We start from the raw sequence: 24,726 nt of genomic DNA, 5'->3' as shown, positions 1-24,726 counted from the left end.
GGTTCAGTACCCCGCGAAACGGGAAGCCGAACACACACCCCACTACCCACTGCATCCTCCGCCTGATCCTGCGAAGCAGGATTTTGGGACTGCGGTGAGAATCACCGCTTTGGCAGGGCCTTGTGAGGTACTCCTACCTGTTGGTCCCCGATAAAACTCACGAACTCCGCTGCACACACAGGCTACTTGCCCCACACAGGACTCCCAAAAGCGGCGATTCTCGCCGCAGACCCAAAGATGCTCCGCATCCAGGTGTTGCTCCCCCCCGAAGAAGGACCCACTGCAGGCCAGCATCACGCTGGAGGCTCAAGATACCTCGAACCCCCAACCGACGCACCGACGCACCGACGCACCGACGCACCGACGCACCGACGCACCGACGCACCGAATCCCCTATCCCGTCGTCCTCAACCCCGAAGCAATGGCATTGATCGAGATCAACAGATCTGGAATCATGGCCTCCGCAGCGGCGGTGTCCCCGGCTGCGGTGAGCGCACGCCACTCTTTCAGCAGCGCCACCTGCTGGTGGTGCAGCACCTTGAGCGGCTCCTCGCGCACCTGGAGCGTGCGGGCCATGCGGGGCCGTCGGGAGCCAAACCCGCCGCCATGCAAAATGTTCGCCAGATGATCGCGGGTACGATGAAACTCAGCGATGATCTGTTCCATGAACCGCGTCCGGATGGCTTCATCCGCAACCAAGGAGCCGTAAGCCAGCATGATCTCTTCATTCGCGCTGACGATGGAGCCGTCCATGTTGGTCAGAACGTAGCGGAGGAAGCTGGACTCCGAGATGCTGCCTTCCAAAGCAGCATAGTCTTCCGGAGCTTCAACCTTGAGCCGCTCGAAGGCGGCACCCACCCCGTACCAGCCGGGCAGATAGAAGCGGGATTGAGTCCAGGAGAAGACCCACGGAATGGCCCGCAGATCTTCCAAACTGGCACGTCCGGTGCGGCGGGAGGGACGCGAACCGATGCGGGAGTTCTCCAGCGCATCAATGGGTGTCGCCTCGCGGTAGAAGGTGATGAAGTCCGGCGCATGCAGGAGGCCACGGTAGGCCTCCATGCTGTAGCCCGCGATCCGGTCCAGGATCTCACGGCAGGGATCGGCTGGCTTGGGCGCGTGCCGATGCTTGGCCGTGGCGGCGGATACGGAAGCAGTAAGCGTCTCCACCTGGTAGGTGGCAGAGCCGAGATGGGAGTACTTCTGGGAAATGGTCTCACCCTGCTCCGTCATGCGGAAGGAGCCACCGAGTGAGCCATGAGGCAGTGCCTCCATGAACCAATGGGTAGGACCAGCGCCGCGGCCCACTGTGCCTCCACGACCGTGGAAGAAGACGGGGCGCACGCCATGACGGCGCGTCACCTCAAACAAGGCTTCTTGCGCACGATGCAGGCCCCACTGGCTGGCGAAGATGCCGCAGTCCTTGTTGGAGTCTGAGTAGCCCAGCATCATCTGGAAGTCAGGCGTGTTGCTGCCGCCACCCCCCGTGAGACTGATACGGGTGACCGGATGGGCGAGGAAATCGTCCACCACGGCAGGTGCATGGGCAAGATCGTCCATGGTCTCAAACAGAGGCACCACCGGCAACGGGCTGCGCAGGCCCTGCGGGGTGAGCTCAATCAAACCCGCCTCCCGTGCCAGCACATAGACCGTGAGGAGGTCATTCACCCCGCGGGTCATGGAAACAATCAGCGAGCCGAGTCCAGCCCCACCATAGCGGGCACGATACTCTGCCAGCACGCGATAACACTCTATCACCGCATCCGCATCCGGCCCCGCCGAGAGACCGGGGGAAAGGAACGGGCGGGGTGAGGCCAGTTCGTGGTCCAACAGCGCCCGTTTCTCGCCTTCCGACCAACTGGGGAAGGTGGCCGCATTGGGCACGCCCGCCTTTACCAGAAGCTGGGTGAGCGCCTTCTCGTGAAAAGCCGAATTCTGCCGCACGTCCAGCACCGCAGAATGGAAGCCAAAGGCGGCCAACTGATGGCGCAAGGGGTCCACATAGTCCTGCACCAGGTGCTCAGCCCCCACCGCGCTCAGACATTCCGCCAGCAGGCGAAGATCCGCATCCAGCGCACCGGGTTCGGCATAGACCGTGGTCGCCTCGGGGTGATCGCGCGTCAGCAGCAGCTTGCCCCGCATAAGGGAGGCGGCCAGACGCCAGGGCTCCTCATCGTGGTGATCCAGCAGGGCTGGCACATCCACGACCTCGTGCCCTTCCAGCTCTTTCACCAGACGGGCCACGAGTTCCTCCAACACCGCAGGCACTTCCTGGAAGTGTTTGCTCAGCGGGAGATTGTAGGCTAGGCGGTCCAGCTTGCGGGCAAAGAGACGGAGCGCGTTGTTGCGCAGGGATTGCAGGGAGGACTTGGTAACCTCAGCAGTCACAAACGGATGCCCGTCACGGTCACCGCCAATCCAGGTACCAAAGCGGATCAAGGGCGGCAGATCCTTCAATGCCACGGGGTCGAGCCCCGCCGCGATCCAAGCTTCGCGCAGATGGGTCCGGGTACGAGTGACCGCCTCCGGGAAGACCTCCCGCAAGAAGAAGAGGGCATTCTCCAGCTCCTCAGCGATGCTGGGCCGGGTGACGTGGATTTCCCCGGTACGCCAGAGGGACTCCAGCTGAGCCTCCAGGAAGCCGCGCACACGCTCTTGCTCACGAGGAGTGAAAGCCGGGTTCTCCCGACGCTCCAGCAGGTCGTAAATTTCGCGATGCCGCTCGCGCACGCTGTCGCGCTTGGCCTCCGTCGGGTGCGCCGTGAGCACGGGCTCCACGCGCACGGATTTCATGATTTCCACGATGGCCCGGGCGTCCAGATTCAGACCCTGCATGGCGGCCAGCTTGTCTGGCCACAGTCCCCGCTCCGCCAGCGGCCCGAGGTCCTTTTCGCGGAGCCGTCGCACCTGCAGGGCGACGCGCTCCTCGACAAGGTTCAGCAGCTGGAAGGCCGTGGAGTAGGCTTGGCACAGCGGTCGATTGGGCCCGGATTGTTCTGGCAGCGGCTGCCCCGTCCAGGGCATGCGGTCGGCCAGTTCGGGCTCGCCAATCCGGCGCAGGGCCGCGGCAAAGGCTTCCATGAGAAAGGACAACTCCTCATCAAGGAGTTTAAATCCATGTTCGATCAGTGTTGAGGCGGGATTCGTTTCCAAGGTCTTGTGTCCCAACCAAGCACAAGACATGCCGCCGCGCCCGGAAAAGGTCGCCAAAAGCGTCAACCTTCCGCCACATCCAGCTCATGGATGCGATAAAACCGGCCCATCCCGTAGAGCTTGCCGGTCAACTCAACGGTCCACCGGACCTGTGGCGTCTGCGCCAGCCCTGTGCCGGGCAGCCCTGCTGGCAGGGTGACATCATAGATCTGGTGCCAGGTATCGCCGGTCGCCACCCGGAGTTCCCGAGCGTCGGCCAGTAGCTGCTCATGGCGGATTTTTTCATCCACCGACCGCTGTCTACGAGGTGCCCGCCCCTTGCCCATGTGCTTGGTGACGACCTTGCTGGTGATCTCCCGGCAAATCACCCGCACTTTCACAGAGCGCAGTGCAGCAGGTCCAGGCTGGATGAGCGCCACCTTGAATGGGGCGCCCGTTCGCACAGGTAAATCGGAGACTTCCACCACGGTTGGAGTCGTTCCTGCCGCGAGCAACTGCGTGATCCAGGACCAGATGAAAAGCGTGCCCAGAAAGCACATACCGCCACCCACCAGCCAGGCGAGCCAACGCTTATCCGCCCCGGTGGATCCGTAGAAGAGGATGGAGCTACCCAACCCCAGCAGCACAATGGCCGCAATGAGCGAGCACCCCAGCCCCGCCCCCTGCCCTTTGCCTTCAAGGCGGTGGCTCAGCACAGCGGGCACATCGACAGCTTGCGGCATGGGCATCTCCTTCTTCCTGGTTCAACTACTCGTCAGCCAAACGGCGAAGGTAGTCAAACGGGTAGATCCCGGTGCAATGCCCGTCGCTGAACTCAAACAGCAGCGCGTAGCCGCCCACCGACTTCCACCCGGTGACGGTCACGCCGGGGTATTCTTTCTGATCAGTGCCCCCATACTGCTTCCCCAGCAGATCCCTCTCCCCAATGTTTTCCGCACTAGGTGAGGCGGCGCGCAGCTTCTCCATGGGAAGGAAGCTCTCTTTGCCGTCCTCCCAGGCGATGGCGATCTCGTTTCCAATGGCGGCGATGTTGAGCGGGCGAATCATTGACCGAACATTCAACATGGTGGCCCATCGGCAACCAATAGTAAGCGGTTCCGATTGAGCACAAAAAAGCCGGGCGGGTGAACCGTCCGGCTGCGAGTCACGCCCTGAAGCACCGGGCTAGCTGCCCTTGGGTACCACACTCACGGCCATCACGCCTTCCTGCGGCCACCATCCGGCGATGCGGACATCCATCCCTGTGCCTGCGATATCCGTCTTCACGGCTTCGATCAGACGCTTCTCGCTGTCTGGCGTAACGGGCGTACCGAAGAAAGGCTCCAAGTTCTTGATCACCGCGTCATTACCCGCGATGCCGATGAGGGTCACCTTCGTCCCCTGGGCACTGGAACTGGGGGGCGTAGGAGAGCGACCCACGGAGGTATCCACGGGACCGCTCATGACGATCACCTGCCGAAGCTGGGTGGTGCTGCCGTTCACATGCGCTTCCGCAATCTGCTGGCGGATGGCTTTTTCCTGATTGCGACGTTCGACTTCTGCCTGGGCCAGCTCACGTGGCGTCTTCCCAGGGGTGTACACGCCACCCACGGTGATGTGAGGAAGGACTTCCTTCTCTTCCCTCACTGCAGCCGCCGCCACAGGGGCATCGGCAGGCGGGGGCTTAATCACCACGGTGGGCCGGGACATGTCCGGGGTCACCAGAATCGGACCACTGGTGGGCGGCTTGATCACAGCCGTGGGGCTGAGGAGCCCCTGGCTCTGTGACTCTGGCGCACGCTCCGGGAGCGGGCCGAATACTGGCAACGGCAATTCATCCGCCGCCAGTGCGAGACTGGAAACGGAGATGAGGCACGGAATTAGCTGCCAAAAATTCACGGCGGCATTTAATGGCAGGTTTGCTGCGTGCTGACAAGACTCTTTAAGGCTAGACTCCTCAAAATTTTACCATGCCGGACGAAGCTCCCACCATCACGCGTCGCAAAGAGTTCATCACCATCAGTGATGAGCTCCGCACCTACCTCCGGCATTACGGACGCCTCGCCGCGCTTCCTGCGCTCTACCGGGACCTCCAGAGCTTCATGAGCGCCTACCCGCTCATGGACAAGGAGGGGCGCAGCACCCTCTGGGACACCGTGGTGTATGAGCGATCCCAGCTCAAAGACCTGTGGCCACGCCTCACCAGCATCTACTCCCTGCTGAAAACGGGTGACCTGAAGGCGGTGCCCCACCTCTATGTAGAGCGGGTGGACTTCTGCGGGTTTGGCAACAGCAAGCCCTTCCGCATTCGCGTGGTCAACGAGTACAACGACAACTACGACCACTTCTATATTAAGGTGGCGGACGCGTCACGGGTGTATGGCCTGGAACTAGAGCACCTGCTCTCCCCCAACCGGATCAACTACCTGGTGCATGAAGACACCTTGATCGAGGAGCACATCGCCGGCGTGCCGGGGGATGTCTTCATTGGGGAATACTTCGAGCGCTCGGACGTGAACCGCGTCCGTATTGCCAAGGAGTTCGTGAAGTTCAGCGAGCGCTGCTTCATCCGGCTGCTGGGGGACATGCGCAGCTACAACTACGTGGTGGACATGACGCCGGACTTTGAGGAGACCCAGTACCGCGTACGGGCCATCGACTTCGACCAGCAAAGCTACGAGGGCGCCAAGAGCGTGTACCTGCCCCAGTTCTACAAGGAGAACCTCCCCGTGGTGAAGCTCTGCACGAAGTACCTGAACTACGCCACCATGCAGCAGTACCAGCAGGAGGAGCGCAGCCTCATCGCCAGACGGTACCTCTCAGAGAAATCCCGTCTCCGCTCCCTCTTCCGCGCCATGAAGCACTACCCCGCTGAGCCTCCGGCCAAGGTGGTGCAGCTGAAAAAAGAGCTCGGGGAGTACCACGGCACAGGTGTCTTCGACGACTGCATGAGCATGGGCGACATCGTGGAGAGACACATCGAGTTCATGCTGGGCAAGCAGCTCGGGGAAAAAACGTCCGCTCACCCCCACTGACCCCCGCACAAAGGCCCGATTCCTGCGGTGAGCGATGGGGAGCATTTTTGCCATCAACCCGTTCTGGCAGCCTTTGAAATCGCTGTTTTACTGGTCAAGGCATTGGCCCCCTCCGACTCCCAGCCCTTCCTCCTGACACCTCCATGAGACTACCCAACATTTTCGAAGCCGACACCCCGCCTGTTCCGTTTCCAGCTGGCACGGTCATCTTTTCCGAAGGGGAAGACGGTGACTCCCTCTATGTCGTCAAAGAGGGTGAGGTGGAACTGAAGGTCAAAGGCCGCCTGGTAGAAGTGGTGAAGGCGGATGGCTTCTTCGGCGAGATGGCCATCATCGAGAACGGCCCCCGCACCGCCACCGCCACGGCCAGCGTGGACTGCGTGCTCATCCCCATCAACGAAAAGCGTTTCGAGTTCATGGTGCACGAGGTGCCAAACTTCGCCATCCACGTCATGCGCGGCCTGAGCCGCCGCCTCCGCAGCGTGGATGAGGGAGGTTGAAAGACCGGGCCCTGAGTACTCAGGCCCCCCTGGAAACTTTTCAGTTTTCACTTTTTACTTTTTACTGAATTGCATTCCCTGCTACGGAACGCAGTTCATGAAGCTGCTTCTGGAGACCCTGCAATCTGGCGCGGACTACCTCGCCAAACGCGGGGTGGAAGATGCGCGACTGAACATGGAGCACCTCCTGGCCCATGTGTTGGGCTGCCGTCGGCTGGATCTGTATCTCCGGTTTGACCAGACGCTCGCCGAGCCAGAACTACAGCCGCTGCGTGTGCTCCTGAAGCGACGCGGCGAGGGTGAACCCCTGCAACACCTGCTGGGCACGGTGGAGTTCCACGACAGCGAGTTTGTCTGCGATCACCGCGCCCTCATTCCCCGGCCTGAGACGGAACATCTCGTGCATCTGCTGGTGGATAAATGGTTTCCTAAAGGTGCACCTCCCCATCGCCTTCTGGACGTCGGCACCGGATCGGGATGCATCGGCCTTTCCCTCGCCAAGGCCTGGCCTGCCGCCGAAGTGCTGCTGGTGGACATCTCAGAAGATGCCTTAGAGCTGGCCCGACTGAATGCCGGACGGCTCGGTCTCAATGGGCAAAAAGTACGCCTTGTACGCAGCGACCTGCTGGAGCACGCCGATGGTGCCTTCGACCTGATCGTGGCCAATCTCCCGTACATCCCCACGGCCGAACTCAAGGAGATCAGCCGTGAAGTGGCGCACGACCCGAACCTGGCACTCGACGGAGGCCCGGACGGGCTGGTCATCGTGGACCGACTGCTGGAGACGGCTCCAGAGCACCTTACGGAGAACGGCCTGCTGGCCCTCGAGCTCCACTACGATCAAGCATCTGCCGTCAGCGAACGCTTGCAGAAACTCGGATTTCAGGCCATCCAGTCGGCCGAGGATCTCGCGGGCATTCCCCGGTTCGTCTTTGCCCGCCGCCCTCCCCTGCCTCCCGCTCCACCGGCCTCACCGGATGACGCAGGCAGTGCGGACGACTCTCCCTCACTTCCCTCACTTCCCTCACTTCCCTCCTGACCCCTCTCCCCTAACTCCTCTCTCATGGAAAAGCTCATCGTTCACGGCGGCAACCGTCTGCGCGGCAAGGTTCTCATCAGTGGCTCCAAGAACTCCTCCCTGCCCATCCTGGCGGCCACGCTGCTGACCAAGGATGATTGCGTGATCCGCCAGGTGCCTGACCTGAGCGATACGAACTACATGCTGCAGATCCTCCGCGCCCTGGGGGCCGAAGTGGAGCGCGCCAGCGGCACGGTGAACGTCAAGGCGGAGAAGATCATCCCCGACACGCCTTATGACCTGGTGAGGAAAATGCGCGCCTCCATCTGCGTGATGGGCCCACTCACCGGCCGTCTGCGCAAGGCCGTCGTCTCCATGCCCGGGGGCTGCGTCATCGGCGACCGCCCTGTGGACCTCCACCTGAAGGGCCTGGAGTATCTGGGCGCCAAGGTGCAGATGGACGGGGGCAACATCCACATTGAGGCCAAGAAGCCGCTCAAGGGTTGTACCATGAACCTGCTGGGCAAGTTCGGCTCCACGGTGCTGGGCACAGACAACGTGCTCATGGCCGCCGTGCTCACCAAGGGCACGACCATCATCGAAGGGGCTGCTGCAGAACCCGAGGTGGAAGACCTTGCCAACTTCCTGATCAAGATGGGGGCCAAGATCGAAGGTGCCGGCACCACGCGGATCGTCGTCGAAGGCGTCAAAGAGCTGCATGGTGCGGAGCACACCGTCATTCCAGACCGCATCGAGGCAGGTACTTTCCTCGTTGCCGGTGCCATCTTTGGTGACGGCGTGATGGTGAAGCGGGTCGTGCCCGCCCACCTGAAGAATGTGACGGACACCCTCCTGGCCTCAGGGTACGAGGTCACCTCCACGAAGGACAGCGTGACCATCATGCCCGGCAGCGGCTCGCCCAAGGGCTTCCATCTCACGACGCGGGTCTACCCCGGCTTCCCCACGGACATGCAGGCCCAGTTCTGCGCTCTGGCCTGCCTCATCCCCGGCCTCAGCAGCATCAAGGAAACCATCTTCCCCCAGCGCTTCATGCATGTGTCTGAGCTGAAGCGCATGGGAGCCAACATCGAGCTCGACGGCGACACCGCCCGCATCACGGGCGTGGAAACCCTCAGCGGTGCTCCGGTCATGGCGAGCGATCTGCGCGCCTCCGCCGCCCTCGTGCTCGCCGGCCTCGCCGCCAAAGGCACCACCGAAATCCACCGCCTCTATCACATTGATCGTGGTTACGAGCACCTGGATGAGAAGCTCAGCATGCTTGGTGCTGTCACCGAGCGCGTGAAAGAGTAGCACGAGTGGTTAAGCGTTAGATGTGATGAGTGATGAGATGACCACCAAGCACGAGGCCCCTGTTCAACAGCCCTCTGACTAAGGCCCGCTTCTCTGAACTTTTAACTTCTCACTCTTAACTTTTAACTTTCCCCCATGCTTTCCCTCTCCACTTGCTGGAACAGCCACCGCCATGAGGAGGGCATGCAGCTTGCCATGGAGGCCCGGATGCTGGGCTTCGATCACATCGAGGTCAGCCATGGGCTGAAGGTGTCCCACCTGCCCGGCCTGCTCCAGGCGGTGGAGCAGAAGGTCATCCAGGTCTCCAGCGTGCATAACTTCTGCCCGCCACCGGTGGAGGTCATGATGGATGCGCCCGATGCGTTTGAGTTCACCTCCCACCGCGAGTCGGAGCGTTTCCGCGCCCTGAATCTCACGGAGGCGACTCTGGAGATGACGGCCCGGCTCGGGGCACGGCGGGTCGTGCTACACCTGGGCAGCGTGCCCATGAAGAGCTACACCACCAAGCTTGAGGCTCTGACGCAGGCGGGAAAGATCTATTCCCGGGAGTACACCGCATTGAAACTGGAGTTCGTGGAGAAGCGGACCAAGCTCTCCCAACCCTATCTCGACCTCGCCCGCGCCGCGCTGGATGAACTGCTGCCCAAGTGTGAGCAATACCAGATCGTCCTCGGGGTCGAGACCCGCAGTCACTTCGAACAGGTGCCGAACGAACCTGAGATGCTGAGCTTGCTGAACCACTACCGGGATTGCCCGTGGATCGGCTTCTGGCATGACTTTGGCCACGTCCAGCGCAAGGCGAACCTGGGTCTACTGAACCACGCGGAGCTTCTGGGGGAAATCGCCCCCCGTCTGCTCGGCTGCCATGTGCATGATGTGGAGTGGCCCGCCCGGGACCACCGCATTCCCTTCACCGGCGGCGGGGTGGATTTTGACACGCTCCTCCCCCTCGTTCCCAAGGGCACCCCCCTGGTCTGGGAGCTCAGTCCCGGTCAGCGCCGGGCGCACGTGCAGGAGCGCCTGGTGGAGTGGAAATCCCGGTTCGGTGAGTGAAAGTTCAGACTCACGCCTCCGCATTCCCTTGCTGCCGCGCCGGATTGGGCTACATCCCCTGCCGCCACATGACTTCCGCCCTCTCTGAGACGTTCACGTTCTTGCTCAAGAATGACCTAAAAACCATTCTGACCCGGGTACGGAACCGTGATGTGCCCCCCTTCGTCCAGTTCATGGTGTACGCCACCTGCGGTGTCATCGCCACCGTCATTCATCAGGGCCTGGTCGCCGTGCTTTCTTTCACCATCTTCCCGGCGCTCAAGGGTCTGGTGGTTGACGGAGCCGTCCTGACCGAGGAAGCGAGAAAGCACAATCTGCTGCTCAACAACATCCTCGCGTTCCCCTTTGGCGCGGTGGCCGCGTACTTCACGAACATCCTGTTTGTCTTCACCCCTGGTCGCCACAGCAAGTGGAAGGAGATGGCTCTCTTCTTTGGCGTGGCGGCCTGCGGTTTCTTCCCCGGACTGTGGGTCATTGACTTTCTAGTGGGCCGCTATGCAGTCCCCAGCGCCGTGGCGCAGCTGGCATTCGTATTCACCTCGTTCATGGTGAACTACGCCATGCGCAAGTTTGTGATCTTCAAAGGCTAACCTGTGCCTGTCAGCCGAGACATTCCCCGCTCCCCCGACTCACGCCGCGCTGTCATCACCGGCATCGGCCCCGTCACGCCCATCGGCACGGGCAAGGTCGCCTTCTGGCAGGGCCTGCTGGCAGAGAAGAGCCCCATCGCTCGTGTCCGATGCTTCGATGTCAGCGCCAACAAGGCGCAGTGCGCAGCGGAAATGCCGGACTTCGACGTCAGCCAGTGGTTTCCCTCCCACGAAGCCAAGCGCTGGGACCGCTGCACCCAGTTCGCCATGGTGGGCACGAAGCTCGCCATTGAAGATGCCGGCCTGGATCTTGCCCCCGGCTCCAGGCATCCCCGCATCGGCGTGAGCTTTGGCAGCGCCTTGGGCGGCATCGCCGATGCCGAACGCCATCACGCCAAGTTTCTCACAGAAGGCATCAAGAGCGTGCCCCGGGCTCTCGCCCTGCAGATCTACGGGGGCTCCACACACAGCAACATCTCCATCCACTTCGGCCTCCAAGGACCGGCTACCACCCACTCCAACAGCTGCGCCAGCGGCAACGTGGCTCTGGGCGATGCGCTGCGGCTGATTCGTGAAGGCCATGCCGATGTCATCATTGCGGGGGCTTCCGAGGCCCCTTTGAGCCCCCTTACCTTCACGGCGTTTGATCTCATCCACACCATGAGCCGCTGGCAGGGCGATCCTATCGCCCACGCCTGCCGCCCCTTCGATGTGGGCCGCGACGGCTTTGTCATGGGTGAAGGAGCCGCCTGCTTCGTAGTCGAGAGCTATGAGCACGCCACCCGCCGTGGCGCCAGGATCTACGCCGAGCTGGTGGGCTTCAGCCTCACCAGTGAGGCCCACCACATGACCATCCCCCGCCCGGATGGTGAGCCGCTTTACCGCACCATGCAGATGGCTCTGGATGACGCACGGCTCAACGCTTCCGACATCGCCTACGTCAGCGCGCACGCGAGCAGCACGCCGCAGAACGATGTGAATGAGGCCGCACAGATCGCCGCCCTTTTTGGCCCCGATGCGCCCCCTACCTCAGGCACCAAGCCCTATACCGGCCACGCCCTCGGCGCTGCCGGGGCCATGGAGTGTGCCATCACCCTCCTGGGTATGGAAAACAGCTGGCTCCCCCCTACCCTCCATTTCGAAAAGACCAACTGCGCCCCCCTGGACTACGTGCCCAATCATGGGCGCGAGGCAGAAGTGCGGGCCGCGCTACTCAACTCGTTTGGATTTGGCGGCGTGGATTCGAGCTTGGTGGTGGCGAAGGTGTAGTTTCTGGTCTGATCGGCAAGCTATCAACAAACCGCATGTGCGAGGGGGCATCTCTCCACTGGGAAGTAGAAATATTGTTTCGGATGATCAGATCGCCCTCCCGTCATGCCTTCCGATGCCGGAGGTTGAAGGAGCGGAGCGACTGACACCTCCGGATGATCAAAAAGGGTAATTGCATCCCGGATGGGATGCAAGCGACGTCCATTGGCATGCGCACCAGAGTATCTGCAACGCCTCTATCGACAGACGTCACCACAACGCCTTACAATCCATCAACAAAAACAAGGACCCATGCTCGACCACGTCTTCATAACGGTCAGGGATATCGATCGATCCATTGCCTTTTACGAAGCGGCGCTCAATCCGCTCGGCATCGAGCATGTGATCGACTACGACGGCAAGGATGGCCCACCCGGCCACCCCGATCTCAAGGGCTTCGGACGGGAGGGCCGCGTCTTCTTCTGGCTCAGGCAGGGAGAGGCAGACGCCAAGGCTGCGCACGTCGGCTTTGTCGCCAAGAGCCAGGCCGAGGTAGACGCCTTCTACAATGCGGCAATGGCTGCGGGCGCCACCGACAACGGCAAACCTGCTGCTCGCTTGTACTACGATCCCCGCTACTGCGCCGCGAACGTTTTTGATCCGGACGGTTACAGCCTGGAAGCGGTCTACAAGAGCTGGCAACATCCCCAAGCTTAGATCGTCGCAAAGATTGGCCAGTCGCAGCTGAACTTCAGCACTGGTCCGGTAAGAATGGACAAGGCACCCCCCAAGAAAAGAAGACAATCGCCATTGGACCATGAGCAAAAAGTTTTTCCTCCTGATCGCCCTCATAGCGACATCGTGTCTGTCATCGTGCCAGCATTCCGGAACCACTCTCGTAGCAATACGCGCTGTAGATGCTCGCTCCAAAATGCCACTCTCTCACACACCCCTCAGAGCGTACTTCCAGACGGTTGTTTTTGGCTCCATCGCACGGCCCAGCCGCTTCGAGGTGCAGACGGATGATTCCGGAGTCGCATACCTTCGCAACGTCGCCGATGGCCATTGGACGATTGTCATTTCACCAGAAGACCGGGAAGCTCAGATGGCATACCTCTCTCTCGACGAGTCAGGACTGCGCACCTCCACTCCAAAAATCACTGCGGACGGTGCAGCAGTGGCCTTGGTCGCCTCGAACATCTATGCCCCGCCGACCCGAAAGACTCTGATCTACGCCAAGATCGTTCCTCCAATACAGCACACAAGCCCTTAGGTGAGGGACAAAACGCCAGAGACAACCACCGGGGCCGCCAATCGAATTTATCTATCGCCAATCCATGAAACGAAGCCATTCCAATGCCTGCAGGAGTCGATAACCCAGAACTAGGCGGCCTAGCCTTTGCAGCAATCAAGCTGGCTGGATATTGCACAGCGGCGTTCGTGATCTCCAAACTATACGGGAAAGCCACCACACTATGGTTTCCAATAGGACTCTCAAGGACGCTGATTGGGATCGCGTTCGGGTACCCCTATTTCAACTGGGCCACTTCTTCTTTCCAGAGTCTGGCGTTCATGTTTGGTCTCATCCCAATACGGATGGTCGAGTGGCTACTGCTGGTGATCATCTTTTACGACCGAAAGCTGACCAACCGACCGCGGGCGCTTGGTGTGGCGGCAGCGGGCACAGCTTGGTCATTCATACTCGATCTTCCCGCCACGATCGGATACATCCTTGTCGGAGGCTTTTGGATTTGCTAAACACCGTAGAATTCACCGCTATCCGATGAGCACACGTCAGGAATCAACAGAGGCCAACACAGAAGCGACTCCCATCACAGGGTCGTGTCTTTGCGGCAAGGTAGCCTTCGAGGTTACAGGAGTACCGCTTAAGTTTCTCTATTGTCACTGCCGTTCATGCCAAAAATCAAGTGGCTCGATACATGCCGCAAACCTGGCATTTCCCGAAAGTTCAGTCCGATGGACTCAGGGCGAAGACCTCATCGAAACGTTTGTGGACACCAGTGAGAATCCGGGGTTCCCGAGGTGCTTTTGCAAGAACTGTGGCTCGCCTGTTCCCAAGTTGAGCCGCAATCGGCAGTTCTGGGTCGTGCCAAGCGGGCTATTGGATTCTGATCCCGGCATAAGGCCCCAGGCAAATATTTATTGGGCAGAACATGCTCCCTGGTTTGCATCCGCAGATCAAATTGCCAAGCATGATGGGCCGTTGGTCTGACAAGGAAGTGGACGCAATGTATAACTCCGCGTTTCGTTTTCAACCTTAGCCGATCATATCCTTCATGAATAAAGGCAGCATCAAGGTCGGCGAGATAAACTTTCGCCGGAGTGTACTTCGCCAGCCGACCTGGACTAGAGGCCGGGCTCAAGACACGCCCACGCTCTTGGGCGTGGCGATTCTCATCGAGCATCCCGAACCAAGCCACCGAGAACTGCTGTTAGAGTTCGATATAGACCCTTGCCGGCACGGAGACATGCCTCAGCACCAGCGATTCCGAATCAATGACGGCCGACTGGCCAAAGCAATTGAAAGCGCGATGCAGGGAGGTTACAATCCTGAATCCCGCGGGAAACGTTTTGTTTACGAGGCAGGTCCATTGCAGCCACGATAACTCGCCCATACAATCGCCGCAGTGAATCCTCGCATCGCGTGAAAGCCATCATCAAATACGTTGCAGTTTCCTTCTTTGTTCTTTGGATCGCAGCAATCGTCGTGATGTGTGCATGGAACCACTCCCCTCTACTGGTGCTATCCGCGATCGGTGGTCTGCTCGGCATTGTATTGGTTTGCGGTTACTTTTCACGGCATCAAGATCTGAAACGCGGATGGCGCGCGGGGCACCGAGGCAGGGATGAAATGTACTACGAAGAAATGGTCAAAGGACACTGGGAGCGCATTTGGATAAATGGAGAGATGCTCTGCGGCAAGGCGCACCATGTGATTTACTTCCCATCCCGTGAGCAATGGGCGACCTTGCCAGAATGGACACGAGGTCGACAGATTGAGATCGTCGCCCGAATCAAACAGGCATTCACACCTCCTGGGTACGAGTACCAAGAAGCAGAACAATCCAACAGTGACACATTGGATAAGTCCTGCACTTGATGCCCGCCGCCTAGATCTTCACGGAGAACGGCCCTCAAACCAACCCTCAACTGATGGTGCACCTCCTTGCTACAACATCCCCCTCTGATGAAGTCGCTCCCATTTGGTGGCTGACAGCTTGGAGCTGCTTCGCCCTCGCGTCCGTTCTCTCCATTCTCGCTTTCGGAGCCTCCCTGGTTGCACGCACCGGACCTTGGCTGGGCAAGGCGCAACTGCTGGCACGTATTGCCATCGTAGCCTCAATCGTCCCGCTCGGCTTTTCCGCCTACATTCACCACATCGATTTCATTGCCATCGACCAAGATGGCACAGCCGCTTCTGAACCATTGTGGAAGACTTTGATAGCGCCATCTCTCCCGGTGATTGCGTCATGCTCCGCCATGATGATAGTCTGCATCCGCCGAGGTAACACGCCGGCGACCTCATCACCTTGACCAGATTCCACGGCGTCCCGTCGTCAAATAATTCGGTGCTGGCGATGTTTACACAATCTGTGCTTCCATGCTTTCCACTTCACCCCAAAGCCCGCCATGCCTGATACAGACTCCCAAACATTAGGAACCTTCATCGAGCAGGCGTTTTTCGGTGACCCACCTCCTGCGCCAGAGATTTCGCTGCGCTTCTTCAGCACCGATGAGCACCCGACCGAATTGACCGAATTGCTTGGGATTGAGCCGACCTCATCGAACGCCCCCAATACAATTCTCACACTGCCCGATGGCACCGAAATGACCAGCCGGCATGGTTCCTGGTTGTGGGTCATCCGGGGAGCTCCCGATTCGCTTTGGCATGAAGGCGTCGAGTACATGTTGAGCAGGCTGCCTGAAGCCCCGGATCTGTGGCAACGCCTCACAACCAAGTATCAGGCGGACATCTTTTGCGAATTTGCGGTCCCTCCGCAGTCATGCTCGTTCGAGCTTCCCGTTTCCGTCATGCGCGCTCTTGTCCAGCGAAACCTACCACTGAACCTCGACCTGACTCCAGACTCCCCTGAGAGGGATCCAAATGACTGAGGATGTACCACGCCCCCCTCCTACCAGTCCACTTACTCCTCTCTAAACGTATATTGCCACGTGTAAAAACACCTTTCCCTTCATTTCCCCCACCCCCATGCCTGACCTATCTCCGTCGAAAATCGAAGTACTTCGCGCCGCCTATGCGGCATTCAATGCACGCAACATTGACGCCGCGCTCGCCCTCATGACACCTGACGTGACTTGGCCGAAAGCTTTCAAGGGCGGATTTGTCCAGGGCCCCGCGGAAGTTCGCGCTTACTGGTCAGAACAGTGGAGTGAGATTGATCCTCACGTCGAACCGGTCGCCTTTCATGAGGAAGACGACGGTTGCGTTTTAGTGCAGGTGCATCAGGTGGTACTCGACTTGTCTGGGACGTTGCTTGCGGATAACGTGGTGGCTCATCGTTTCACCGTCGCAAACGGCTTGATCAAAGCTATGGAAGTCGCTCCACTGCCAACGGCGCTTCAGACATCCTGAAGGGACGGTCGCTGATTTTAGTTCCAGACCTTCACTTCTGCCTCGAAGTACTGGAACCGTCCAGAAGTGTCGCAAATTGCTTTCGCGCAACTCCACCAGCTTCCATTCCGCATGACCACCAAGCATCGCATTTACACGACCAGCTTCGCGAGTGTCTACCCTCTCTACATCGCCAAGGCAGAAAAGAAGGGACGGACCAAGCAGGAAGTTGATGCCATCATTCTTTGGCTGACCGGCTATAGCCAGCAAGAGGTGGATGCACTGCTGGAAGCCCAGAAGGACTTCGAAACGTTCTTCAATGAGGCTCCCGGGATGAACCCCTCACGCACCCTGATCAAGGGCGTGGTTTGCGGCGTTCGCGTGGAAGACATCGAAGAGCCGATCATGCGGGAGATCCGCTATCTGGACAAGCTGGTGGACGAACTTGCGAAGGGCAAAGCGATGGAGAAGATCTTGAGGAGCAAATCATGAGCAGACTGAATGCCCTTCACTTTCATAGCAGACACCTCCGCTGACGTCATCTCCCCTGATATCGATCATGCTTAAAAAGCTCGCTTCCATACTCGTCAAGAAACTCGTCTCTGGTGCCGCCCTTCTCGCCATTTGCCTGGTTGTCGGGTATTTCGTCAGCGACCGCAAGGACTACCCAGGCAAGATGGAATTTCAGGAGCCAAACTCCCTGATCTCCACCAGTTCTGATGGCGTGGCTCACGGCAATTCGATACCAGCCAAACGGGCGGCAGAGAAGTTCGCTTCAATCATCAAGACTCTGCACGCCGACCACTTCACCGGAAGCAGTGGTGGGTCCTTCGCTTTGAGCGCGGATTTCGTCACCTATTGCCGTCACAATCCAGACTCGATTGCCTTCATCGTCCAGGTGCCCAAACTGAAAAGTCACAAAGATGCAGAGACGCGCGAAACGCTGGCAAAGCTAGCCTGGACAGCCGCCGATCAGGCTGCAAAGGAACTTCAATTCAACACCAACGCCCCAGCCGTCATCGTCGGCCTGCGGGGCTTCACCTCATACGGCCCCATCTGGTCAGGCAGGCGTGGCGGGGAGCCCGAAGTGAAGACCGATGAGATTGGCGAGGAACGTCGGCTCTACCCGTTCTTTGCTTCCTCTGCTGAACCCAAATGACCAAAGTATCCCTACGCACTGACGCGAACACTTGAGTCCTTCTGAATCACGCGGACCTAATGCGCTTTCTCCAGCCAAATCGCGATCCTCTTCATGCCAATCCCCTTGTCCAGACGATGTGAGAAAGTCGCGGCCCGGCTTTTCGATGAGCCTCGATGCACCCATGTCAAAAATCGCCTGCTCGCCGAGGCATCGGAAAACATTCCGTTTCATGAGAACAGTGACTCTGCGGGAATGGACCGCATTCGCTTTGCCATCATGAAGCTGCTCTCCCGTCCAGGCACCGCAGAAGGCCCGATTTTTGAACTCGCCAAGCGGGATTGGAGGGATCTGTTTGTGGCTGCGGGCTTTGGCTACTCCGCTGACGAGCACAACAAGTGGTATCGGGAACTGTTTGTGGATGCTCCGGAATAGAAGCACCGCAACCTTCAGTTTGACCCACCGTCCGCAAATCGGCTAGATTGCACCCATGAAGACGGTCGAAGAATGGAAGGCATTGCTCCGAGTCAAACTTCGGGAGGCGCTTGGGTCACGGCAGCGCCACCTCATTGCCGTCTTCCGCGAGACTTTGGCTGCCATCGAGAATGCCGAGGCCCCACCCGCAACGACGCCTCTCGCGAACACAAGCTCCGTCATTGCCGGAAGCGTCAGCGGTCTTGGTGCTGGCGAAGTCTCCCGTCTGATTCTGAGCTCCAAGGCCGTGGCCGAGCTCATTGAGCGGGAGATCCAAGAGCGGAGTGAAGCGGCTGGGGAGTACGCAAAACTCGGGAGGAGCGAAGAAGCGGCCGTTCTGACCTCCCAAGTCACGGTGCTCAGCGCACTCCTGGAGGCAGAGAGCAACTCAAAAACAAGAGATAGTGATCTTGTCGCATGAGCACGACCAGTCCAGAATGGTATCAGCTCCGCAACATGGTCTCCCAAGGTGACTTCTCAAGTGCGGCAGCCCTTCTCCGCACTCACCCCCATCTTCTGGAGGAGCGCAATGGCATTGGAGAGACGGTCCTGCACTTTCTTGCGATTGAGGACCATTTATCCGGCGTCGAGTGGTTGCATGCCCAAGGGGCATCATTAAATGCGTCGAACAAGTTTGGAACGCCCCTTTTGTTCGAAGTCGCACAACTCGGCTACCACGACTTGTTCTTGTGGCTGGTCAACCACGGTGCAGATTTGAATCAAGCGAACGAAAGTGGAGATTCCCTCCATGACTACTTGGTAGAATACCGCTGCGATAAGATGTTGAAGTTCATTGGCGAACAATTTCCTGCGATTTAGCAACTGGGCCACCTCACGGAAGAACCGACCATGACGACTGCAGATCTCATCTCCGGCACTTTCGCTGGTCTTGTCCAGGGTGCTCCGCTCTGCCTGAGCGTCATCTTGGCTGCGCGAACTTTTCGGAAGCAATCCTGGCCATCTCCGCGCAAAAGAAGATTCCAGCGTGTCTTCAGCACGACCTTGCTCACACTCGGGCTTCCCTACACCCTCGCGAATGCTATCGATGCCGCCATTCATCAAAGTAGAAATAAATGGGGAATCGCAACAGCAGCCGTCTATTTGGGATACATCATGCTCCTCGTCCCCTTTTCACTGGCGGTAGCGGGAGCTCTGGCACACTTGGCCCGCAAGACGGAAGCTAAATAGCCCTGATGCCCGGCGTTCCGCCTGCGTCACCTTCACTTTCAAATTGCCTGTTTGCATTCTGTGAACACGAACCGGGACTTTTACAAACACATCGCAGCTCTCACTAAGGAGAAGCAGGAAAAGACCATGCCTCCCCTTGAGATCTATCTCTCTGCTTTGATCAGACGTGCCGGAAAATTCGCCAGCAACGAGAGTCTGGCCTTAAGCGAGTTCTTTTCCTTGTTACGAGACGCATTCGAAGGTCCCGGCGACGCTGTTGATGTCGACGCAAATGCTGGCTACCTGAAATGGAAGATTGAGGTGGGACAACAAATTGAAGACCTGCAGCAAATGGACCAGAATGGTCAACTCAAGGATGAACAGCGGTATTTCGGCATCTCCGCTCCCAGCGGACGATACTGGTACAATTTCGATCCATGCACCTACATCGAGTGCGGCACCACAGGGGCACTGGGTGGCTGGGTCGAGGGGGATGACACTGGACGAAGCTATGTGCCAGGACCAGTTGTCTGTGTTGCCTCAGATGGCTCGCTCACCTCTGCTGACCCGAAGAACCTTGATCGTGAGCCAGCTGAAATATTCCGAGTCACTTGGGAGATGATCTCCGAGTTCTCATGGTGCGGGCAGAATTATGAGTGACGTGATCAGGAGGTGCTGAGACGAGGTGCATCTTCACCCGGTTTCCGGCGTCGACTTCATGGGCCGGACTACAGTCGAGCCCTAGAGCATCACTCGCCCGTGACAAGGGAAGGTCTCCGAAGTTGCCTTAGCGCGGCCACAACATCCGACATTTGTCTTACTTTTAATCTTGCCAACTCTGACATTTGTCGGCAAGAATCTCCGCATGTCCAAAAAATCGGCACCAGCAGCGCTCTCCTCTTCGGAGCAGGCCATCATGGATCAGCTCTGGCGGCTGGCTCCGACCTCGCTCAATGATCTGCTGGAGGCCGTGAATGCGGACCGGCAGGAGCCCATCTCCCGGGCCACCTTACAAACCCAACTCACCCGCCTGGAGACCAAAGGCTGGGTGAAGCGCGACGACTCCAGCCGTGCGCACATCTATGTGCCCGCCGTCGCCGAGTCCCACGGTCGCCGCAGCGTCTTGGCCGCACTGAAGGAGCGCTTCTTTGGTGGCAGCAGCCTGGCCCTGGTACGGTGCCTGGTGGAGAACGGGGAAATCTCAGAAAAAGAACTGACTGAGCTCAAAGACATGGTGGCTCAGGCCAAAAAGCCAGCTGGAAAGGACGCCCGCCCATGAACACGGTACTCTGGTGGAATCTCGCCCTCCATCTGCTCGCCTTCACGGCCATGGGCTGGGTACTCGTGCGGTGGTTTCTCCGTGACGCCCGGTTTCGCGCATGGACAGTCCTGGCATCCATCAGTCTGGGGATGATTTCGCCCTGGATCGGGCCACGGCTTCCCATTGCCCTCCCCAAGCCTGCAGTGACGAATGCCGATTCACCGGCCGTATCTTCGCAGGGAACCTGGAAGATTCAGGTAACAACAACAACTTCACCGGCCATCCCCTCCTCCAGCCCCCCGCTGCAACCAACCACCTTGCCCTCGCGAAACTGGACTCTGGCGGATGGGATGAAACTCTTGAGCATGCTGTGGGTAGCCGGAGCAGCATTGGGCTTGGCCGGTCACCTGATGAGCACCCTGCAAGCCCTCTCTTGGCAAAGACGGCTTCGGCGGCCTGATGCCGCCGAGTGGAAAACCCTCCCTAAAGGTGCGAACACCTTCCCGATCCGACTTTTCAAAGGCAAAGGCAGCCCCTGCGTCGCGGGATGGTGGCATCCCGTCATCGCCATTCCAGAAGGGTCCATGCGCGACTGGAGCGCCGCTCAGTGGAACTGGGTACTGCGGCACGAGGAGCAACACCGCTTGGGAGGCGACACGATGATGGCAGCCATCCTGGGACTGCTACGGGCCATCTTCTGGTGGAATCCTTTCCTTCACGCTCTCACTCTTCAATGGGCGCAGGCAAGGGAAGAAATTTGCGATCACGCAGCTCTTCAATTCCCGGGCGAAGCCAGCGACTATGCAGACCTGCTCCTGACGGTGGCGGCGCAATCCGTTGCGGCGCCTCTGCCCATGGCATCATCCGCCATGGCGACTTCCCGCCCAGCACGGCACCTGCGCGCCAGGATCCACGCCTTGCTCAAGGGGCACCCGGTCTCAGTGCGCACCAGCCGCTGGTTCATGGGTGGCTATTCCCTGGTGGCGGCTGGGCTGATGGTACTGCTGGCCCAGATAGGTTTTGCGGAACCTCTTTCGCAAGGAAAAACAGCCGCGGCGACACCGAAGTCAACAACCCCAAACGATGCAAAACCTGGAGACGCCAAACTTCAGATTCGCACCTACCGGGTACGGCCTGATTTCATGACCGCCAGAGAGGACTTCAAAGGCAAGACGGCTAAAGAGATCCTCGAGTTTCTTGGCATTTCCTTCCCAGAAGGAGGCAGCGCCGTCTTCATTCCGAAGTCCTCAATGCTTATCGTTAAGTCCACGACCGCGGAATTGGACCACGTGGACCGGCTGCTCGATCAACTCTCCGCCCACGCCCCCCTCCAAGTGTTACTGGAAGCCCGTTGGATCGAATTGCTCGCCCCACCTGAAGAAGGAGGCCCAGCCAGCACCGCCCTGGCGACGCTTCAGGAAAAACGCACTGCGAATGGTCGGGCCAATGAAGCGATTCTCAGCGATCCCGACTACCAGAACATCATACGACTCTTCAGCCAGCAGAAAGGCGTCAATCTGGTCAGCAGCCCTTCTGTCACCACACGAATGGGCCAGAAGGCAGTGGTCGAGATCATCCGAGAAGTGCGCCGTCCTGATGAGGCAGGCAAGGGTCTCAACGACGACAATTTTGTCGGCATTCAGAATTCGTTCGAGCCTGTGCGCACTGCTGACGGAAAGAAAGTCCAAGTCAGTATGACTGCAAAATTGCGACGTCTTGCAGGCAGAAGCATCGCTGAGAGCAATGCCATCATTAAGGACGGCATCCTCCCTGCTGGAGAACGGGTGATTGCATCAACCACCTCATCTGATATCGCGCTTGCCGATGGAGAGACTGTCTGTGTTGATCTCGGCGCAGGCGAAGACCGCTGTCGGCTGTTTCTGTTCGTCACTTCGCGATTGGTGAAACCGGCTGGAGCCCCCACCAAGTTGGAAGACTTGGAGCGCGAACTAAATCGCCAAGGCACTGCCGGACACGAACACCCCGACACGTCTCGAACCCAGCCCGTGACCGTCTCAGGCATCGCCCTCAAGTTGAACCTTCCTGAGGACAACAGGAAGCTACAAGAACTGTTCAACCTATTCATGCCACCGGTTTCCTCCGGAATCGAGAAAGTCGTCCCGTTAAGCAGCGCCCTATCCGCCGGAACAACATTGCCACCCAAGACCGACAACTTCGTGCTGTTGGGCGTGATGACGCCAGAGCAGACAGAGATTCTGGTCAAGGAAATCAAAAAACATGCTGCCGTGGAGCGATTGTCACGACAGGTGGAAACGACCAAGGTGGACCGTACGGATCTGCCATTCGATTTTAAAGGCACCACGCATTCATCCTTGATTGTCAGTCCAGTCGTTGGCCCTGAGGATTTCACCCTCGATGTTAACATCAAGTCTGAGGCGAGCCCGGGCTCAGGCGCAATCACCACCAGCGTCACCCTCTGGGACAAACAAACGGTCATCATGGGTCGTGTCACTCCAGGTGCAGATGGCGGTGCCTCAACCCAGGCAAGCGAAGTGGTACTGCTGACGTTCGAATCCGTGAAGTAGTGGCACCTCCGCCAAGCCCGACTGGGGCGCGAAGATACTCCATCCAAGTCGCCGGATACTCAGGCAATCCGCCATTGCCGACGGGGGGCGGACCTGCTTCGATTTTACAAAGCCCTATCCCGAATGCCTCCCTTCACCGATCACCCACTCCACCTCACCCGCCGCGCCCTCTTTGGGAAATCGGCCATGGGATTGGGCACGATGGCCTTGGGATCGCTGTTCACACGGGATGGGCTGGCCCTGCCGCCGGACAAACTGGCTCCAGTGCTGCCCCACTTTGCGCCAAAGGCGAAACGGATCATCTACCTGCTGCAAAACGGGGCTCCCTCCCATGTGGACCTCTTTGACTACAAGCCCAAGCTCAGAGAGTGGCACGGCAAGCAGATCCCGGATGAGGTGGCGGGCGGAAAACGCTTCAGCACTATGACAGGCGGCCAGACCGACCGTCCTGTGCTGGGTGAGATCTCCAAGTTCAGCCAACACGGTCAGAGCGGCGCCTGGGTGAGTGACTTCCTGCCGCACACCGCCGCCATCGCGGACGACTTGTGCTTCATCAAGTCCATGCACACCGAGCCGGTGAATCACGCCCCGGCTATCACCTACTTCCTCACCGGCGGCGAGCAGGCCGGTCGCCCCAGTATGGGCGCCTGGTTGAGCTACGGTCTGGGAAGTGATTCCAATGACCTGCCTTCTTTCGTGGTGATGACGTCCCGCGACAAGGAAGCATCCTGCGGGCAGATTTTCTATGACTTCTACTGGGGCAGCGGCTTCCTCCCCTCCAAGTATCAAGGCGTGAAGTTCCGGGGGAGTGGAGATCCGGTGCTCTACCTCAGCAATCCTGATGGGATGAGCCGCAGCGTGCGCCGCGGAGTCCTGGATGATCTGGCCAGGCTCAACGAGATCAAGCTGCGGGAGCAAGGCGATCCAGAAATCGCCACGCGCATCTCCCAGTATGAGATGGCCTACCGCATGCAGGCCAGCGTGCCGGAGCTCACGGACTTCAGCAAGGAACCGCAGCACATCCTGGACATGTACGGTCCCGAGGTGCACCGCCAGGGCAGCTATGCTTACAACTGCCTCATGGCCCGCCGGCTGGCCGAGCGCGGCGTCCGCTTCACTCAAATCATGCACGCGGGCTGGGACCAGCACCGCAACCTGAACAGCCAGCTCAAGATCCAGTGCCAGGATACCGATGCGCCATCCGCCGCGCTGGTGAAGGATCTCAAACAACGTGGCCTGCTTGAGGACACCCTCGTGATCTGGGGCGGAGAGTTTGGACGCACCCCGTTCCTACAAGGCAAAATCGCCGACACCAAACAATGGGGCCGGGACCACCACCCCTATGCTTTCACCCTCTGGATGGCAGGCGGCGGCATCAAGCCCGGCATCAGCCACGGGGCGAGCGATGAGTTCGGATTTAACGCGGTGGAGGACAAGGTGCACGTGCACGACTTCCAGGCCACCCTCATGCATCTCATGGGGATTGATCACGAGCGCTTCACCTTCCGGTTTCAGGGCCGGCAGTTCCGGTTAACGGATGTGCATGGGCACGTGGTGAAGAAGGTGCTTTGTGCTTAGCGCTTGGTTGCCAAGACATCCTCGGTATTGCGCAAGGAAATGTAGAAGAACCGTCTCGGTTCTTGTTTCCGCATTCCCTAG

27 protein-coding genes are annotated in these 24,726 nt (G+C 59.2%); 23 read left to right on the top strand and 4 right to left on the bottom strand.

What is annotated here, in order from left to right; all coding sequences use genetic code 11:
- Positions 1-393: 393 nt before the first annotated feature.
- The 4 genes from BV106_RS18125 to BV106_RS18110 all read right to left on the bottom strand — a co-directional run bounded on the left by BV106_RS18125 (position 394) and on the right by BV106_RS18110 (position 5,031).
- Positions 394-3,081: a phosphoenolpyruvate carboxylase gene (locus BV106_RS18125; RefSeq protein ID WP_038167084.1), complete on the bottom strand. Its 2,688-nt coding sequence runs from the start codon at positions 3,079-3,081 to the stop codon at positions 394-396.
- A 134-nt stretch (positions 3,082-3,215) separates the two neighbouring features.
- Positions 3,216-3,875 carry a hypothetical protein gene (locus BV106_RS18120; protein WP_265595816.1) on the bottom strand — a complete coding sequence of 220 codons (660 nt, stop codon included), beginning with the start codon at positions 3,873-3,875 and terminating at the stop codon, positions 3,216-3,218.
- A gap of 25 nt (positions 3,876-3,900) precedes the next feature.
- On the bottom strand, positions 3,901-4,200 hold the full coding sequence (locus tag BV106_RS18115; RefSeq protein ID WP_038167039.1) for a DUF971 domain-containing protein: 300 nt from the start codon (positions 4,198-4,200) through the stop codon (positions 3,901-3,903).
- Between the two features lie 117 nt (positions 4,201-4,317).
- Entirely contained in the window at positions 4,318-5,031 is a 714-nt protein-coding gene (locus BV106_RS18110) for a hypothetical protein (RefSeq protein ID WP_265595815.1), read from the bottom strand.
- A gap of 71 nt (positions 5,032-5,102) precedes the next feature.
- Between BV106_RS18110 and BV106_RS18105 the strand changes: the two genes are divergently transcribed.
- From BV106_RS18105 to BV106_RS17985, 23 genes are all read left to right on the top strand, one after another.
- Positions 5,103-6,167: a hypothetical protein gene (locus tag BV106_RS18105; RefSeq protein ID WP_038167035.1), complete on the top strand. Its 1,065-nt coding sequence runs from the start codon at positions 5,103-5,105 to the stop codon at positions 6,165-6,167.
- A gap of 143 nt (positions 6,168-6,310) precedes the next feature.
- The gene (locus BV106_RS18100; protein ID WP_038167034.1) at positions 6,311-6,667 is read left to right on the top strand and encodes a cyclic nucleotide-binding domain-containing protein; all 357 of its coding nucleotides are present in this window, start codon (positions 6,311-6,313) and stop codon (positions 6,665-6,667) included.
- Positions 6,668-6,764: 97 nt separating this feature from the next.
- Positions 6,765-7,706, top strand: coding sequence for a peptide chain release factor N(5)-glutamine methyltransferase (gene prmC, locus BV106_RS18095; RefSeq protein WP_038167033.1), 942 nt, complete (start codon positions 6,765-6,767; stop codon positions 7,704-7,706).
- Positions 7,707-7,730: 24 nt separating this feature from the next.
- Complete coding sequence (gene murA / locus BV106_RS18090) at positions 7,731-8,996, top strand: UDP-N-acetylglucosamine 1-carboxyvinyltransferase (RefSeq protein ID WP_038167032.1); 1,266 nt, start codon at positions 7,731-7,733, stop codon at positions 8,994-8,996.
- 135 nt (positions 8,997-9,131) lie between these two features.
- The gene (locus BV106_RS18085; RefSeq protein WP_038167030.1) at positions 9,132-10,049 is read left to right on the top strand and encodes a TIM barrel protein; all 918 of its coding nucleotides are present in this window, start codon (positions 9,132-9,134) and stop codon (positions 10,047-10,049) included.
- Positions 10,050-10,117: 68 nt separating this feature from the next.
- Positions 10,118-10,639, top strand: coding sequence for a GtrA family protein (locus BV106_RS18080; protein WP_265595814.1), 522 nt, complete (start codon positions 10,118-10,120; stop codon positions 10,637-10,639).
- A 3-nt stretch (positions 10,640-10,642) separates the two neighbouring features.
- On the top strand, positions 10,643-11,908 hold the full coding sequence (locus BV106_RS18075; protein WP_051946016.1) for a beta-ketoacyl-[acyl-carrier-protein] synthase family protein: 1,266 nt from the start codon (positions 10,643-10,645) through the stop codon (positions 11,906-11,908).
- A gap of 291 nt (positions 11,909-12,199) precedes the next feature.
- Positions 12,200-12,604, top strand: coding sequence for a VOC family protein (locus tag BV106_RS18070; protein ID WP_038167028.1), 405 nt, complete (start codon positions 12,200-12,202; stop codon positions 12,602-12,604).
- Positions 12,605-12,818: 214 nt separating this feature from the next.
- Entirely contained in the window at positions 12,819-13,160 is a 342-nt protein-coding gene (locus BV106_RS18065; RefSeq protein WP_038167027.1) for a hypothetical protein, read from the top strand.
- Between the two features lie 83 nt (positions 13,161-13,243).
- Positions 13,244-13,645 carry a hypothetical protein gene (locus BV106_RS18060; protein ID WP_038167026.1) on the top strand — a complete coding sequence of 134 codons (402 nt, stop codon included), beginning with the start codon at positions 13,244-13,246 and terminating at the stop codon, positions 13,643-13,645.
- Positions 13,646-14,552: 907 nt separating this feature from the next.
- The gene (locus BV106_RS18050; RefSeq protein WP_265595813.1) at positions 14,553-15,008 is read left to right on the top strand and encodes a hypothetical protein; all 456 of its coding nucleotides are present in this window, start codon (positions 14,553-14,555) and stop codon (positions 15,006-15,008) included.
- A gap of 530 nt (positions 15,009-15,538) precedes the next feature.
- The gene (locus BV106_RS18040) at positions 15,539-16,021 is read left to right on the top strand and encodes a DUF4279 domain-containing protein (protein WP_038167019.1); all 483 of its coding nucleotides are present in this window, start codon (positions 15,539-15,541) and stop codon (positions 16,019-16,021) included.
- Between the two features lie 97 nt (positions 16,022-16,118).
- A complete protein-coding gene (locus BV106_RS18035) occupies positions 16,119-16,502 on the top strand; it encodes a nuclear transport factor 2 family protein (RefSeq protein WP_038167018.1) in 384 nt (127 codons plus the stop codon).
- 111 nt (positions 16,503-16,613) lie between these two features.
- Positions 16,614-16,973, top strand: a complete 360-nt coding sequence (locus BV106_RS18030; protein ID WP_038167016.1) for a DUF2200 domain-containing protein — start codon at positions 16,614-16,616, stop codon at positions 16,971-16,973.
- A 67-nt stretch (positions 16,974-17,040) separates the two neighbouring features.
- Positions 17,041-17,640, top strand: a complete 600-nt coding sequence (locus tag BV106_RS18025; RefSeq protein WP_038167014.1) for a hypothetical protein — start codon at positions 17,041-17,043, stop codon at positions 17,638-17,640.
- Between the two features lie 105 nt (positions 17,641-17,745).
- A complete protein-coding gene (locus BV106_RS18020; protein ID WP_265595812.1) occupies positions 17,746-18,054 on the top strand; it encodes a hypothetical protein in 309 nt (102 codons plus the stop codon).
- Between the two features lie 55 nt (positions 18,055-18,109).
- Entirely contained in the window at positions 18,110-18,514 is a 405-nt protein-coding gene (locus BV106_RS18015) for a hypothetical protein (RefSeq protein ID WP_051946015.1), read from the top strand.
- On the top strand, positions 18,511-18,912 hold the full coding sequence (locus BV106_RS18010) for an ankyrin repeat domain-containing protein (protein ID WP_038167011.1): 402 nt from the start codon (positions 18,511-18,513) through the stop codon (positions 18,910-18,912). Before BV106_RS18015 ends, BV106_RS18010 begins: the two co-directional genes overlap by 4 nt.
- Positions 18,913-18,942: 30 nt before the next feature.
- A complete protein-coding gene (locus BV106_RS18005) occupies positions 18,943-19,281 on the top strand; it encodes a hypothetical protein (RefSeq protein ID WP_038167009.1) in 339 nt (112 codons plus the stop codon).
- A gap of 60 nt (positions 19,282-19,341) precedes the next feature.
- Entirely contained in the window at positions 19,342-19,920 is a 579-nt protein-coding gene (locus tag BV106_RS18000) for a hypothetical protein (RefSeq protein ID WP_038167008.1), read from the top strand.
- Positions 19,921-20,125: 205 nt separating this feature from the next.
- Entirely contained in the window at positions 20,126-20,539 is a 414-nt protein-coding gene (locus BV106_RS17995; RefSeq protein ID WP_038167006.1) for a BlaI/MecI/CopY family transcriptional regulator, read from the top strand.
- The gene (locus BV106_RS17990; protein WP_038167005.1) at positions 20,536-23,067 is read left to right on the top strand and encodes a M56 family metallopeptidase; all 2,532 of its coding nucleotides are present in this window, start codon (positions 20,536-20,538) and stop codon (positions 23,065-23,067) included. The genes BV106_RS17995 and BV106_RS17990 overlap by 4 nt, the downstream gene beginning before the upstream one ends.
- Positions 23,068-23,190: 123 nt before the next feature.
- The gene (locus tag BV106_RS17985) at positions 23,191-24,645 is read left to right on the top strand and encodes a DUF1501 domain-containing protein (RefSeq protein ID WP_038167004.1); all 1,455 of its coding nucleotides are present in this window, start codon (positions 23,191-23,193) and stop codon (positions 24,643-24,645) included.
- Positions 24,646-24,726: the final 81 nt, after the last annotated feature.

Source organism: Verrucomicrobium sp. BvORR106, assembly GCF_000739655.1.
Classification (GTDB): Bacteria; Verrucomicrobiota; Verrucomicrobiia; order Verrucomicrobiales; family Verrucomicrobiaceae; genus Verrucomicrobium.
This window is presented reverse-complemented; position numbering and strand designations above follow the sequence as displayed.